This is a genomic window from Sinorhizobium sp. NFACC03, assembly GCF_900103435.1.
Taxonomy (GTDB): Bacteria; Pseudomonadota; Alphaproteobacteria; order Rhizobiales; family Rhizobiaceae; genus Ensifer.
Map to the genome: position 1 here is coordinate 936,237 of NZ_FMXF01000001.1, position 14,670 is coordinate 950,906.

At 61.5% G+C, this 14,670-nt stretch carries 11 protein-coding genes and 2 pseudogenes; 4 read left to right on the plus strand and 9 right to left on the minus strand.

Annotation, left to right across the window (positions count from 1 at the left end):
• Window positions 1-36: 36 nt before the first annotated feature.
• Window positions 37-482 (plus strand): annotated as a pseudogene (locus BLU35_RS35555) (hypothetical protein); the annotation flags it as partial.
• Window positions 483-898: 416 nt separating this feature from the next.
• Window positions 899-1,447 (plus strand): annotated as a pseudogene (locus BLU35_RS04650) (DUF2213 domain-containing protein); the annotation flags it as partial.
• A gap of 344 nt (window positions 1,448-1,791) precedes the next feature.
• Here BLU35_RS04650 and BLU35_RS04655 read toward each other — a convergent pair.
• The 6 genes from BLU35_RS04655 to BLU35_RS04680 all read right to left on the minus strand — a co-directional run bounded on the left by BLU35_RS04655 (window position 1,792) and on the right by BLU35_RS04680 (window position 8,535).
• Window positions 1,792-2,097, minus strand: coding sequence for a DUF1236 domain-containing protein (locus BLU35_RS04655; RefSeq protein WP_093232232.1), 306 nt, complete (start codon window positions 2,095-2,097; stop codon window positions 1,792-1,794).
• Window positions 2,098-2,722: 625 nt separating this feature from the next.
• A complete protein-coding gene (locus tag BLU35_RS04660; RefSeq protein WP_093232233.1) occupies window positions 2,723-3,916 on the minus strand; it encodes a glycosyltransferase family 4 protein in 1,194 nt (397 codons plus the stop codon).
• A 2-nt stretch (window positions 3,917-3,918) separates the two neighbouring features.
• Entirely contained in the window at window positions 3,919-5,163 is a 1,245-nt protein-coding gene (locus BLU35_RS04665) for an O-antigen ligase family protein (protein ID WP_093232234.1), read from the minus strand.
• A complete protein-coding gene (locus BLU35_RS04670) occupies window positions 5,160-6,722 on the minus strand; it encodes an undecaprenyl-phosphate glucose phosphotransferase (RefSeq protein WP_093232235.1) in 1,563 nt (520 codons plus the stop codon). The genes BLU35_RS04665 and BLU35_RS04670 overlap by 4 nt, the downstream gene beginning before the upstream one ends.
• A 59-nt stretch (window positions 6,723-6,781) precedes the next feature.
• The gene (locus BLU35_RS04675; protein WP_093232236.1) at window positions 6,782-7,954 is read right to left on the minus strand and encodes a glycosyltransferase family 4 protein; all 1,173 of its coding nucleotides are present in this window, start codon (window positions 7,952-7,954) and stop codon (window positions 6,782-6,784) included.
• Window positions 7,955-7,959: 5 nt separating this feature from the next.
• Window positions 7,960-8,535 carry a polysaccharide biosynthesis/export family protein gene (locus tag BLU35_RS04680; protein ID WP_093232339.1) on the minus strand — a complete coding sequence of 192 codons (576 nt, stop codon included), beginning with the start codon at window positions 8,533-8,535 and terminating at the stop codon, window positions 7,960-7,962.
• Between the two features lie 204 nt (window positions 8,536-8,739).
• Between BLU35_RS04680 and BLU35_RS04685 the strand changes: the two genes are divergently transcribed.
• Window positions 8,740-10,929 (plus strand): GumC family protein, encoded by a 2,190-nt coding sequence (locus BLU35_RS04685; RefSeq protein WP_093232237.1) that lies wholly within the window; start codon window positions 8,740-8,742, stop codon window positions 10,927-10,929.
• Window positions 10,930-10,985: 56 nt separating this feature from the next.
• Here the strand turns inward: BLU35_RS04685 and BLU35_RS04690 are convergent, their stop codons facing one another.
• From BLU35_RS04690 to BLU35_RS04700, 3 genes are all read right to left on the minus strand, one after another.
• The gene (locus tag BLU35_RS04690; RefSeq protein ID WP_093232340.1) at window positions 10,986-12,230 is read right to left on the minus strand and encodes a GNAT family N-acetyltransferase; all 1,245 of its coding nucleotides are present in this window, start codon (window positions 12,228-12,230) and stop codon (window positions 10,986-10,988) included.
• Window positions 12,231-12,383: 153 nt separating this feature from the next.
• Entirely contained in the window at window positions 12,384-13,124 is a 741-nt protein-coding gene (locus BLU35_RS04695; RefSeq protein WP_057252397.1) for a metallophosphoesterase family protein, read from the minus strand.
• Window positions 13,125-13,157: 33 nt separating this feature from the next.
• Window positions 13,158-13,370 carry a DUF2842 domain-containing protein gene (locus BLU35_RS04700; RefSeq protein WP_057252395.1) on the minus strand — a complete coding sequence of 71 codons (213 nt, stop codon included), beginning with the start codon at window positions 13,368-13,370 and terminating at the stop codon, window positions 13,158-13,160.
• A 174-nt stretch (window positions 13,371-13,544) separates the two neighbouring features.
• Here BLU35_RS04700 and BLU35_RS04705 point away from each other — a divergent pair, with 174 nt between their 5' ends.
• Window positions 13,545-14,648, plus strand: a complete 1,104-nt coding sequence (locus tag BLU35_RS04705; RefSeq protein ID WP_093232238.1) for a COX15/CtaA family protein — start codon at window positions 13,545-13,547, stop codon at window positions 14,646-14,648.
• The last annotated feature ends 22 nt before the right edge of the window (window positions 14,649-14,670 follow it).

Below are 14,670 nucleotides of genomic sequence, written 5' to 3' on the forward strand. Positions count from 1 at the left end.
CGTTGGTTCGTCCGCATCGGCGATGCCATCATTTTCAACGTCATCCGTATCCCCGACTTCATGCAGAACGTCGGTGATGAGCGGTACCGCGCCAAGATCATGGAGCGCTACACGCTCGCGGCCACGGCCAAGGGCATCAACGGCGACCTCCTCCTCGATAAGGAAGAGGAGTTCGACTCGGTTCGCGCGACCCGGATATCTATTACGAGTGGGCGCCGCTCTGGGGAATGTCCGAGAAGGAGAAAGCCGACGTCTTCAAGATGAAGGTCGACGCCGCGCGCCAATTGGTGGGCACTTCGCCGGGACAGGAAATTATCCCTCGTGAGGCTGTGTCCGACGCTCTGGTCAATGCGCTCGTCGAAGATGGGTCGCTGCCCGGACTGGATGCGGCGATCGAGGAATATGGCAAGCTGAGCGAGCAGGAGCCCTCCGAAGACGAGCTTGCGGCCGCAGCAGCCGCACAGTCAATTCAGGAGCGATGAACCCGATAGGCTCATCAAGAGGCCGAGAATATCACCATGAAAAGTGCGGCCCAGAGTAAGGCCGACAACTCGGCCGCCAACAGAAACCCAAACGTGGTGTCGCTCATGTAATCCTCCGTAGGCAACCTCCATTGCCGGGAGGAACTATAGGGGAGAGACGACGGCTCCGCTACTAACTAAGACGCAAGCAGCGAGTAAATCAGAACGCCGACAGAACCCCAGAAACCAACTATTACCAGCGCCATCGCGGCAACCAAAACCTTTGTCACGACAAAACTCCTTCGACTGTTGTGCGGGTCCAAAACCTAGCCCAGCGCTGAAATTTTAGTATCGGACCATGGTCTGATCGCGCTGCTTTCGTTGACGGTGTGTCGAACCCCACCGCCGCAGATCGTTTTTCTTCTGAGGTACTACTCATGAAATTCACAGACACTGCGCCGATCGCGGGCACGCGACGGACCGCCGACGGCTACCTTGTTGCCGAGGTTCGCACCGCTCGCACTGGCATCCAGGACTACGCCGGCCATGAGGTCGGCAAGCCTGAAATGCCGGTGGTCAAGGTCTACCGCCCCGCCGATGAAGTTTTCGCCCGCGACAGCCTCGGGAGCTATGCTCACAAGCCGGTCACAAACGATCACCCAGCGGAAGCCGTCGGCGCGTCCAACTGGAAAGATCTGGCGGTCGGCCAGATCGGCGGTGAGGTCGCACGCGATGGCGAATTCGTTCGCATCCCGCTCATTGTGATGGATGCCGCGGCAATCAAAGCCGTCGATGAAGGCAAGCGGGAGCTATCCGCCGGCTACTCCTGCGATCTCGCATGGGAGCCGGGCACGACGCCCGAGGGCGAGACGTACGACGCAATCCAGAAACATATCCGGATCAACCACGTCGCCATCGTGCAGCGCGGCCGTGCCGGATCACAAGCTCGCATCGGCGACGGTGTGAGGTCATGGGGCGCTGCCCCGTTCGATTACCCTCCTCCTTGGTACGAGCCTGAGTTCGCGCGCCATTGCCAAGTCCAGTGGCACACGTCCCGGCTGGGGTTTTGGGGACAAGAACCATACCCACAACGGACCTCCGGGTCTCTGGAAGCGGTTCGGCGGCTGATCGGTGGTCCTTCGCCTCACACTCAGTTTTTGATCATCTTCTTCCACGACTTGGTGTCCACCTATTTTGGTGGACACCTTATGCGTCAGCTTACTCAAGAGAAGACGGCGCGGGGAATTTCGCGCTTGGCGTTTCCTAGAGCAGAGGTGGCCCTGAACCTGAGCCCCTGACCAGTCAACAGGGGCTCAGCAACCTGCGACGGTTAGTCGATAATCCGGACGATCTTGCGTGTTCCTGGGTCTACCAGCACCGTCCGGTTGTCAACGACGACATAACGATACGTGATGTCCGGTGCATCAATCGTATGCAGTTCCACGGTTTCCGGAACCGTCGAGCCGACATTGAGCTCCACTCCAGGAAGTTTGATGGAAGCAAGCGGCTTTTTCTTCACGTATTCGCGAACGACCGTTTCCTGCTCTGGCGTGATAACGACCGTCTGAGCCAGGGCAACGCTAGAAGCACTGACCAGAAACAGCCCTGCGAGGGCGGAGCTGACAAGCTTTTTCATGTTCTCCTCCAAGTCTGGTTGTTGTAGTTCCCACTCTCAATGCGGGAACTGCTTACTAAACCTCGTGGCGGAGTTTCCGTTCCGGTGGTCAGACTTTGGTCCCGTGGGCGTCGGACCTTAGTTTGCTAGAGCTTCGGGCGCGTCGTGCGCATGGAGTTGCAGGACGGCAAGCTGCGGCATCCGTCATTTAAGAGGGTCGGCCAGCGGGCCGAGGAGATGGAAGTTTACCATCTCTATCAAGCGTCTGATCTTTGCAACTGTCGACGGCCCAGGCGGAGCTCCACCATCAGGCGCACCAACCACCCTCTGACGTCCGAGATAGCAATGAATTCTGGGAGAATCTAATCCAAGTGCAACATTGACGGGTGAAGAGTAGGGCACTACGCGCATTCGCGATTTAGAATTGATGCGGATGCAAGGTCGTGACGCTGAGTCCCGAAATAATTCCCGAAGTTGGGATCTAGACACGGCGCAATCGCCTGCGCTACAAGGCCTCCAACAAAGTAGACCTCTCTCCTGGGGGTCAAGGGGTCGTGGGTTCGAATCCCGCCGCTCCGACCATTTTTCTCAATCCTCAATCCCCCATAGAGCGATTGATCTGTTTTTCATTTCCCTCTTTGCAGCGCTACTCCGCCGGCTGAAGGATAGCCGGTACGCGGCGTTTGGCGGCCGCCTTCTGATAGAGCGTTTCCGTTTGATCGAGCATCACGTCGAGGGTGAAGCGGTCTTTCAGTCTTTGCGCGATGGCGGACAGTTTTCCGAACGTTTCCGGTGTGGCGGCTTTAACCATCGTCTTGGCGAGCAGGGACGTGTCGTCACTGTTCGGCAGGATGAAGCCGTTCTGGCCATCTTCGATGACCGTGCGGGCGCCGCCGATATCGGTGGCGATAATAGGCTTGCCTGCGGCCGCCCCTTCCAGCATCACGTAGGACATGGCTTCGTAGCGGCTCGGCATGACCAGTAGATCGAATGCCGGTGCGGCCTGCGGTCCGGTGAAGGCCGAGGTCAGGTGCATGCGGTTCTGCAATCCACTCTCGGCCATTGCCTTGCGCAGGCTCCTTTCGAGTTCGCCCGCGCCGACCATCACCAGATGGCTGTTTTTCACGGATGCGGCGACGCTCTTGAAAGCGGCGATCAGCCGCTCCGGCGCCTTTTGCGCCGAGAGGCGGCCAATGAAGCCGAAGACGAAGGCATCCGGCGCGATCCCGAAGCTGGCGCGAATCGTTTGCGCCATCTCGCATGAGGGCGGGGCAACGCCGTTGACGATCACCGACATCCGCTTTTCCGGCATGTTCAGCGACAACGCGTGACGATACTCATCCTCCGAAACGCAGATCAGATGGTCGGTGAGAAAACGGGCGAGGCCCCATTCGATCGTGCCGTAGATCAGGCGACCGGTGCGGCCGAGCGTCGGGTCGAGGGTCCGGAAGGCGTGCGGGGTATAGAGACGCGGAACATGGGGGCCGGGCAGCCGCAGGCGCGTCAGCGCGCCGGCCTTCGAACTGTGGCCGTGGATGATGTCGAAATTGCCGCAGCGAATGAGGCGGCGCAATTCAAGAAAGCGGCCGATATCAGAAGGTCCCGGCGCGCGCTTCATATCGACGGCGTGGACGGCCGGCAGGCCGATTGCCTTCAATTCGCGCACGAAACCTTCCTCGGCGCGCACCGGCGAATAAACTGCCTCCACATGGTGCCCGCGCTCGTGCACGCCGCGGCAGAGGTCGAGGAAATGTCGGCCCGAGCCGCCGCCGCTCGGCTCCAGCACTTGGAGCAGGCGCAGGGGAAGGGCCGGGCGCCGGCCCGCAACGATATGTTCCATGATCAGGAGCTCCAGCCGGCGCGTGCCTGCCGGCGATGGCGGTATTCGAGGGCGGCACATCCCCAGATGATGCCGAGGAGCAGGTAGAAATGGCGCCAGTGGTCGGTATCGATGACATTGCCGACGCCGACATGGCCGAGAACGGCGACCCAGGCGATCATCAGGTAGGTTTGCCAGGGGCGGTTGAGCAGCAGGAAGCGGAAGCCGAGCGAAAGCGTCCAGATGATCAGCGTCACATAGCTGATGAAACCGAGCCAGCCGTAGGACGTCAGCGACTTCAGCCAGACATTGTGCTCGTCTTCCGGGAAGATCGTGCTGAAGACCATCGGCCCGATCCCGAGCGGCTTCTCCATCGACATCAGGAAGCCCAGGCGATGGCGGTCGAAACGGCCGAGATGCCCGCCGTCATAATCTTGCACGAGCTGCGACCGGCTGGAAAAGAGGGTTGCGACTCGCTCGGATTGAAGGGCGACGAGAAGAGCGCCGACGACCATAAGCCCGCCGACGAGCGCCAGCACGAGGATCCTGAGGCGGAAGAGGCCGCTGCGTTCCTTGAGCAGCATGACGAAGACGAAGGCGACGACGCAGAAGAGATTGAGCGCCCAGGCCGCACGCGAAAACGACAGGAAGACACCGAGCGCGAGGATCATCAATGCGGCGATCTTCGGTGGTGCCTTCTGGATCGGCTGCGTCAGGATGCCATGGATCAGATACATGGCCGGCACCGAGAGAAACGGCCCGAATACGTTGGGGTCCTGAAAGGCGCCCTTGGCGCGGCCATAGAGTGTGAAATTCTCCGCACCCGGAACGGCGCCGAAATAACCGAGAATGCCGAGCAACGCGGTAATGATGGCCGCTGCCACCCAAGCATTGAAGATCAGGCGCAGGCGCTCGTGGCGGTCTTCGATGATCGCGGCGTAGAACACCGACGATAGCGCAAGAAAGCCGGAGACCGCCATGTACATCGGCCCCTTGGTCAGGTCGACCATGACCGTCAAGGACAGGATGCCGCCCACCATGAACAGCGTCAGGAGCGCGAGCAAGGGAGCGACGCTGCGGGAAATCTTGAGACCGAAGAGCGCCCACAGGCCAATGAGCGCGACCAGGAACAATTCATAGGGCGCGGGCTCGAAGATGACGAAGCCGGAGAGAAATACGGCGAACGCCACGAGCCCGGAGCCAAGCAGCGAGAGCGCCGCAAGCTGGGGACGCGCGATCGGGAACCGGCCTGTCTCGACGGTGCTCAATAGGCGTTCTCGGTGTTGAGAAGCCGGAACGGTGTCAGGAACAGGATCTTGAGATCGAAGAGCAGCGACCAGTTTTCGATGTAGTGGAGATCGAAGGCCGTGCGCAGGCGGATCTTCTCGTCATTGTCGATCTCGCCGCGCCAGCCATTGATCTGCGCCCAGCCGGTAACGCCTGGCTTGACGCGATGGCGAGCGAAATAGCCTTCGACGACGTCGGAATAGGTCCGGTTCTGGGTCTGCGCCGCGACGGCGTGCGGACGCGGCCCAACGAGCGACAGTTCGCCTTTCAGCACGTTGAAAATCTGCGGCAGTTCATCGATCGACGACTTGCGGATGAAGCGGCCGACCGGCGTGACGCGAGGGTCGCCCTTGGTCACGGCGTTGCGTGCCGAAGGGTCGCTCATATGCGTATACATCGAGCGGAACTTGTAGACCTCGATCGTCTCGTTGTTGAAGCCGTGCCGCTTCTGCTTGAAGATGATCGGGCCGGGAGAGGTGGCTTTGACCGCGATGGCGGCGCCCAGCATGATCGGCCATAGGAGCACCAGGGCAACCAGGCTGAAGAAGATGTCGAAGCCGCGCTTGGCGACCGAGTCCCAATCGGCGATCGGCTTGTCGAAAATGTCGAGCATGGGCACATCGCCGACATGGGAATAACTGCGCGGACGGAAACGCAGATTGTTGGCGTGGGCGGCGAGCCGGATGTCGACCGGCAGGATCCAGAGCTTCTTGAGGAGCTCGAGAATGCGTTTTTCCGCCGTCAGCGGCAACGAGATGATCAGCATGTCGATGCGCGCCAGGCGCGCGAACTCCACGAGCTCGTTGACCGTTCCAAGTTTCGGATAGCCGGCGATGACGTTCGGCGAGCGGCGCTCGTCGCGGTCGTCGAAAATGCCGCAGATACGGATGTCGTTATCGGGCTGATCCTCAAGCGTGCGGATCAGGTCCTTCGCCGGCTGGCCGCCGCCGACGACAACAGCGCGGCGTTCCATCGTGCCGTTGCGGGCCCAGTGGCGAATGGAATAGGCGATGAAGGCACGTTCGGCGACGAGAAAGAGCGCGCCACCGACGAACCAGCCGCCGAACCAGACGCGGGAATATTGGTGGCCGGATTTCAGGAAGAAGAGGGCGATGGCAATCCCACCGAAGGCGACCGCCCAGGCCGCGAGAATGCGCGGCATCACGCGCAGACAGGCGCGCAATGCAGGGATCTGGTAGGTATCGGCGATCTGCATCGCGGCAACCGCCAGCGCCGAGCCTCCCATCAGTATCGCCAGATAGAGCGGCAATTGCTCGAAGCCCGGTTGAACGTAGAGCGCGTTGATCGCGTAGCCGATGGCGAAGAGCGCGCTGAACTCGAAGAGCCGCATCAGCCCCATAATCATGGCCGGCGAATAGGTGTCGGCCCGGAACTGTTCGGCGATTTGCCGCGCCAGCGGATTGAGTTCTGCAGACGGCTCGCCGCTCGGCGTCTCGCCCGGCGCACGGGCGCGGATTTCCGAAATCTTCTTGCGAAGCGCTTCGGGATCAAATGAATCCGGGCGGTCAAACTTGTTCATGGCTGTCTTCCGGCGCTGAAGTCCCTCAGTCCGGATAGCAGAAAGCCACTAAGAAACGCTTACGTTGTAGACGACACGCTATCCGTGGAGGGCTGGTAACGGCACAATTCCCGATAGAGCTCTAGCATATCGGACGACATTACCGAAGCGGCGAATCGCGATTTGAATGTGTTCGGCTCAGGCATGACCCGCACCGCCCAGTCCTTCTCGCTGATCGAGCGCGCCATGATGGCGGCCAGTGACTGAACGTCGGCCGGTTCGGCGAGCGCGGCGCTGGCGGCCCCCAGTATTTCCGGGATGCCGCCGACACGGCTGGCAATGACCGGCTTTCTCGCCGCAAGCGCCTCGAGGACGATGTAGGGCATGGACTCGGCCCGCGAGGGAACGACGACGTTGCGCGCCAGCGTAAACGCCTCACGGGTCTTCATCGCCGGTTGCATCCTGATACGGCGGCTCAGACCTTGCTGCAGCATCAGTTCGCTATATTCCTGCTGCTGTGGGCCGTCGCCAATCATCAACGCCGAAAGCGGTCGCCCGACGAGGCGCTCGGTCCGCGCGAACGCCTCCACAAACAAATCGGGACCCTTCAGGTCCCGCATCATGCCAATATAGAGAAAATCGACAGCATCCGGCCGGGGGGCGATCACCTCGAACTCCCCGTCGTCGATCCCGTTGTAGATCAGTTCGTGCCGTACACGCGGCGCACCGACCTTGGTGAAATAGGTCTGGCGCTCGAAGTCGCAGACAAAAACGAGCGCATCCGCGAGCCGCTCCTGAACCCGTTCCAGCGGGAAGACAAGCCGCCCGATCAGGGAGCGGCGGCGATAGTGGAGGCTCCCCCCATGTGGGGAATAGAGGCGGGCTACGCGATACCTGTTGACCCGCAAGGCTGAACCGATGAGGCGGGCAATGGCGCCACCCTTGGCGCCGTGCCCATGCAACACATCCGGTCGCAAACTTCTGATTTCCTTGTAGCCGCGCCATAGCGCGGCAAGATCCGACGGCCCGACTGAGCGGTGAATCGGCATGCGAACGAGGCCGAGCGCCAGATAGGGCCGGATCTCGTCGAACAGTGAATCCTCGTGACTACTCCCGGTGGTGCTGTCGCAGAGAATGCCGACCTCATGGCCGGCGCGGGCGTGCGCCTCGGCAAGATCGCGCACATGGCGGAAAATTCCGCCGACGGGCGATCTGAAACAATGGATGATGCGCAGGGGACGCTGTTGCTGCATCGAGATCAGAACAGGCGTTCGCGGACGTAGATCGTGTCGCCGGCGAGAACCGCGTCGGTGATCGGAACGCGGCCGGTGATGATGCGGCCGTTGATCTTGCGGGTAATGTCGGCGTTGGATTGGTTGGCACGCGGCGAGAAACCGCCGGCGACGGCAATCGCATTCTGCACGGTCATCCCGGGCACGTAGGCATATTGTCCGGCCTGGCCGACTTCACCCATGATGAAGATCGAGCGGTAGCGATCGACCTCGATCGTCACGTCGGGGTCGCGCAGATAGCCCTGGCGCAACTTGGCGGCGATCATGCCTTCGAGTTCCGGCAGGGTCTTGCCGCGTGAGGCGACCGTGCCGATCAACGGAAAGGCGACGTAACCGGCCTGGTCGACCGTATAGGTGCCGCTGAGGCCAGCCTGTTCGAAGACGTTGATGCGCAGGCGATCGCCGCTGTCGAGGCGGTAGGGCTGGATCGTGGCTTCGCTGAAAGCCTTCGGCGCCGGTTGGTAGCTTGTGCAACCGCTGAGCAACATCGACAGCACTGCCGCCGTGATCGCGAGACCTGTCTTGATAGCTGCGGTTGACATGCGGTTCATAGGCTCCGGAAACGACCCACCTTTTCAGACGTTATCGATCCGTTAGGGTTAATAGCCGGTAAACTCGCGGTAGAATTTTTGCGCCGTATCGCTGCAACGGAGAGGGGTTTATCACCCGGAAGTTGATTGCATTAACCCTTGCGTTACCATGTTCATTTACCCTCCGGCAAAATTTGAGGGTTCGGAGCCAGTAGCATGTCGGGAAGCGGCAGCGGTCAACAGGATGTGGATATCGACCTCGGCGGCCTGTTTCGCGCTGTCTGGGATCGGCGCGTCAAGGTGTTGCTCGCAACAGCCTGTGTGACAGCACTCGCCTTCGGTGCGGCGAAGATGATTGCGCCGGACTATCAAAGCGAAACCCGCGTGCTGATCGAATCGCGCGAACCGGAGTTTAGCGGCCCAAATCAGTCTTCGCAGGCCGGCGCCGATCGTGTCTTCGACGAATCCGGGATCCTCAGCCAGGTGCAGGTGTTGCGTTCGGCCGACCTCATCAAGCAGGTCGCGCGCAATATGAAGCTCTATGAGCTGAAGGAATTCGATCCATCGGCGGCGCCCTCGGCGCTTTCGGATCTTCTCGTCATGCTCGGCCTCAAGAAGAACCCCTTGGAGATGCCGCCTGAGGAGAGGGTGCTCAAGGAATTCAACGACAAGCTCCAAGTCTATCAGGTCGAGAAGTCCCGCGTGATCGCGATCGCCTTCACCTCGAAGAACCGCCAGCTCGCGGCCGCCATTCCGAACGAAATGGCGAAGGTCTTCCTTACGTTGCAAAGCGGCGCGAAGCTCGACACCAATTCCGAGGCGACCCGCTGGCTGGAACCGGAGATCGCCAATCTGCGTGAGAAGGTGCGGGATGCGGAAGCGAAGGTTGCCGCCTACCGCTCTTCGTCCGATCTGTTGCCGACCGGCGAGACCGAGAATTTCGCGACGCGGCAATTGACCGATATTTCGACCGAGCTGACCCGGGTGCGCGGCGAGCGCGCCAATGCGGAGGCACGCGCTGCCGGCGTGCGCTCGGCCCTTGCAAGCGGCCGGGCGGCGGACACGATCACCGACGTCGTCGGCTCGCAGATGATCCAGCGGCTGAAGGAGACCGAAGCGAATCTGCAGGGGCAGGTTGCCGACCTTTCGACGACATTGCTGGATGGCCACCCACGCCTGAAGGCACTGAAATCGCAACTCGAAGGCATACGCGGACAGATTCGCAGCGAGACGCGCAAGATCCTGGCGAGCCTGGAAAACGAGGCCAAGGTCGGCGAACTGCGCGAGCAGCAGCTCGTCCAGCAGCTGAACGCGCTGAAGGCTCAGTCCGCACAGGCCGGCGAGGAAGAGGTGGGACTGCGTGCGCTGGAGCGCGAAGCGACCGCGCAACGTCAGTTGCTCGAGACCTACCTCGCACGTTACCGCGAGGCGACGTCGCGCACGGTGGAAAATGCGACACCCGCCGATGCACGTGTGATTTCAAGCGCTGTGGTTCCGACGAGCGCGAGCTTCCCGAAAGTGCTGCCGATCACGATCGTTGCCGCCCTCGCGACGTTCCTGTTGAGCTGCGTCGTGATCATGCTTGGCGAACTGTTCAGCGGCCGGGCGCTGCGTCCGGTTTCGGCAACCGGCGAGCGGCTGGCACCGGTTCGCCCGCGGCCGGCCTTGGCCGCCACCGCCACCGATATCTCGATCGGGGCAGCGGACACGCAGCCTGAAGTGGCGCCTGTCACCGAGGATGATGATGCAGTCGAACTGCTGCCGGCGGCGCAAATACCGGCTGCAGATACGGACACCGTGGAGGCCGCCGCCGAACCGGACTTCTCGATCGAGGCGGTGGCGGAACATCTTCGCGCCACCGGCGTGCGTGTTGCGATTTCGGTATCGCCGGGCGGAGACGAAGGATCGACCGCAACCGTGATGCTGGCGCGCTTGCTGGCTGAGGACGATATCAAAGTGGTGCTGATCGACCTGACCGGTTCGGCTTGCCCGACGCGCCTGATGGCGCGCTCGCCGCAGCTTCCCGGAATAACCAACCTGCTGGCGGGTGAGGTGCCCTTCACCGATACGATCCACGCCGACCGCTTCTCCGATGCACACGTCATTCCTCAGGGCGATGCCGATCCGCGGCAGGCGATGCGGGGCATCGAACGGCTGAAGATGATCATCGACGCCCTGACCAACGCCTACGATCTCGTTCTGGTCGAGTGCGGCCCGGCGGACGAAATGGCTGTCGAGAAGATTGCCGGCCGCGATGGCGCAGAGATCATCCTCTCGGCGCCGTCGGTCAGTGATGAGCGGATCGTCGAGGTTCTGACCGGCTTCGGTGCGGCCGGCTATCGCGACATCGTTCTCATGACGGGGCAGGCAGCCGATCCGGAGTATCCTGACCGGGATGCCGCCTAACCGACGACGGCGTGCCGACTGCGAGAAGTCAACGCGGGCTGTTGCTGTCCAGCCCTTCAGTCCGCGGTGCTTTGTGAATCGACTTTGCCTTGTCTGAACCGCCTTGCTCGCTGCAGGCGAGCGTAAACGGCCTTGTTCGACTTCGCCGCTGCCTTTGCACGCACGACAAGGTGATGGCGCAGGGCCGCAAGGCGCCCCGGGAGAGTCACCGGTAATGTAATGTCACGCAACGGCGTCTCGATCGTGCACCAGGACCGCTTGTAGGGTTGGTCGCCGACACCGAAATCGAACAGGCGCACGCCTTGCGTCGAGAGGCGTTCGATCATCCGATAGAACAGCAATTCACCCGGACTTGCTTCGCCTGCCAGCGCCTCGTCGATCGAGCCGAATTGGCAGATGACATGGTCGCCCTTGAGCGAAATCCCGGCGACGGCAACGACCCGCCCCTCGTGTTCTCCCCTAAGCCGGATGGCGTTGAGCTGCATGAGCTGTGGGTTGCCGTGCTGATGGGAGGCAAGCGCATGGAAGAAGGCCTGTGTCTCGGCGTCCTGAAAGACGTCGGGAAGGCCGAGTGTTGCGAAGCGCGTCGCCTTCTGCCGGAAGAAGGTATCGAGCAACGCCTGCGCCTCGCTGGGGGTGCGGGCGATCACATAGTCGTAGCCACCCATCTCTGTCAGTCGTCGTTCGGAGATGCGCATCTTCTTGCGGCGGCGCTTGGCGTTGATCTGTGCCAGTGTGAGCTGAATGCTGCCGAGGAGGGGCAGCTGGAATGACGAATTGGGGTTTGCGATGCCTGGAAGTGCGGCAAAGGGGCTGACGCCACCACGCCACTCGCTCGGCATCCGGTCGAGCATGACGACATCCGCAAGGCCGCGGAGCGCCGTTCGAATATCCCGGGCCAAGGCGTGGGCCAGTGCCGGAGTCATGACTGCGGAGGCGCCGTCGACAAAGAGCCCCGTGTTGAGGTTGCTGTGTTCCGTTCCGATCAGGCGGGCTGTTCGAAACAGGCGCCCGTGCCTGAGTTCCAGCGGCAGAATGAGGAAAAGCTCGCCATCGAACGCAACGCGCAGCAGCAAGAGATCGCTTCCGTGCGTCTCTGCCCAGGCACGGCACCAGTCGTAGGCATGATGCAGCGAGTTGCCGGCAAGACCGTCGAGCGAACGCCATTCGGCCTCCAGCGGCTCCATGGCGCGGTGGATCGAAATATCGAAGCGGCGCGTGACATCGGACGGACCCACACGCATGGACGCGCGCGGGCGACGGTCGCCGGAGCCTTCCATGGTCAGATCGGAGTTCGTCATCGAAGGTGCCATCCGGTCCCTGTTGCCGAGCGATTGAACCTCAAGCCGGCTACGATCCGTTTAATGCGATAGCTCTTATGAACGGCATTTGAGAATAACCCGGGAACGCAGTTAGCAAAGCGTGAAGCGTTGCCGGGCCAGCGGCGCGGCCGTTCAGTCGAGAAAGCCCGTGGCCAGTGCCTTTGCCCATTCCAGCCGGTTGCGACTGGCTGCGAGCCGGGACATCGTCATCCAATCATAGGGAACGTTGCGGAACGTGACGCCCCATCCTGACGGCGTCTGCTCGACGACGGCGTAGCGTGCGTCCGGCGAACCCGCCTCGACCTTGTGCGGCACAGGTTGGTCGTCGTCATAACCTGGGCAGCCGACGCTGCCGGGATTGACGACGAGGCGGCCGTCAGAAAGGCGGACGGCGCGCTGGATATGCGTGTGCCCGCAAAGGATGACCGGATAATTGATGCCGGCGGCTTCAGCCTCGATTGCCGAACGCGGCGCCATGTGGACGGTGCCGTCGGTCGTCAAAGCCTCTAGCCAGTAGGTTTCATCGTTCGTCGGCGTCGCATGGCACAGGAAGAACGTTTCCCTGTGGACGTGCGCGACGGGCAGGGTGGCCAGCCATTCGCGGTGCTCCGGCTGCAATTCATCGTAGGCAGAGCGATCCGATAACCCCAGGTCCCGGGGGTCGACTGTCAACAGATAGCGATCGTGATTGCCTCGGATCGAGGGGATCGCGCGCTTCATGAGGATGTCGGCAGTGCGCGCTGCATTGAGCGGGCCGCTCACGTGATCGCCGAGGTTGACGATGTCGGTGATACCGAGCGCATCGATGTCGGCGAGAACGGCCTCGAGCGCGAGATCGTTGCCATGGATATCGGCGATGACTGCAAGTCTCACGGGCGTCTCCTCGAATGGCCGCTGCGCTTTGGCTCAGCGATCGCGAGCCGGCTTTTCCATCCATTTGATAATCAGCATGGCTGGCAATATCCAGAGCAGGCCGGTGAAGAAGAAGTAGGCCAGATGCACCCACCAGGGTGCGGCGCCGAGCAGCAGCGAGGCAAAGGTGACGGCAGCCAGTGCGTAAACGACGACGAGGATGATGATCAGGATCGTGCCGATCAGCTTTCTGAGGCGTACGGGCATTTCACTTCTTTCAGATGGCTTGCATGGGCGCGGGCCGACCGCGACGGCATGCCGCAAAGGTTTCGGTCTTGTTTTGCATGCCGCTCTGGTGCAAATCAACGGCTTTCCGAAAGGTGCGACCGTTGATCCGTCCGGTCGCGCCGCCAACAACCCTGCGATACCAGAGGCAAAATAATGGCCGGCGTCGAAATGGCGACAGAACAGATGCTTCGAAACGAGATCGGCAAGACCGAGCGCAACCGCCGGCAGATCCGCGGCTGGCTCGCCGTCGTTATTTTCACGCTCTTTGCGCTCGTGCTTGTCGGTGGTGCAACACGCCTCACGGAATCGGGGTTGTCGATCACCGAATGGAAGCCGATCCACGGTGTGATCCCTCCGCTTTCGGCCGCCGAGTGGGAAGAAGAGTTCCAGCTCTATCAGCGCATTCCGCAGTACCAGCAGATGAACAACGGCATGACGGTTGACGAGTTCAAGACGATCTTCTGGTGGGAATGGGCGCATCGCCTGCTGGCCCGCACCATCGGGATCATCTTCGCTCTGCCGCTCGCGTTCTTCTGGCTGACCGGCCGGGTCGAGCGCAAGCTCCGGATGCCGCTTCTCGGCATCCTCGCCCTTGGCGGCTTTCAGGGTTTCATCGGCTGGTGGATGGTTTCTTCCGGCCTCGTCGAGCGCACAGAGGTCAGCCAGTATCGGCTGGCGACGCACCTCGTCATTGCCTGTCTGATCTTCGCCTCTTGTATGTGGATCTTCCGTGGGCTCAGTCCGCATTCCAACGACACGGCGCCCACGGATCGTTCGCGCGAGATGGCAATGATCATCGCCATCTTCAGCCTGTTCCAGATCTATCTCGGCGCGCTCGTCGCCGGACTCGACGCCGGCTTCAGCTACAACACCTGGCCGCTGATGGATGGAGCGATCGTTCCGCAGGACCTGTTCCTGCAGCAGCCCTGGTGGATCAATCTGTTCGAGAATCCGAAGACGGTGCAGTTCGTTCACCGGATAGGCGCCTATGTGCTGTTTGCCTTCGCGCTGATGCACATGATTGCCTCTCTGAGGGCTGCTCCTGAGACGACCCATGCGCGGCGCTCTGTGCTTCTGTTTCTGCTCGTCTCAGCCCAGGCGGTCATCGGCATCACCACGCTGGTGCTGCAGGTGCCGATCGGCTGGGGCGTGCTACACCAGGGCGGTGCCCTTGTCGTGCTCGGTTTCACCATCGCCCACTGGCGTGGTTTCTACGGCGAATATCCGCGGCCGACGGCGATCGAGCAGCGCGACTGACGCTTCAACATATGTGATAAAA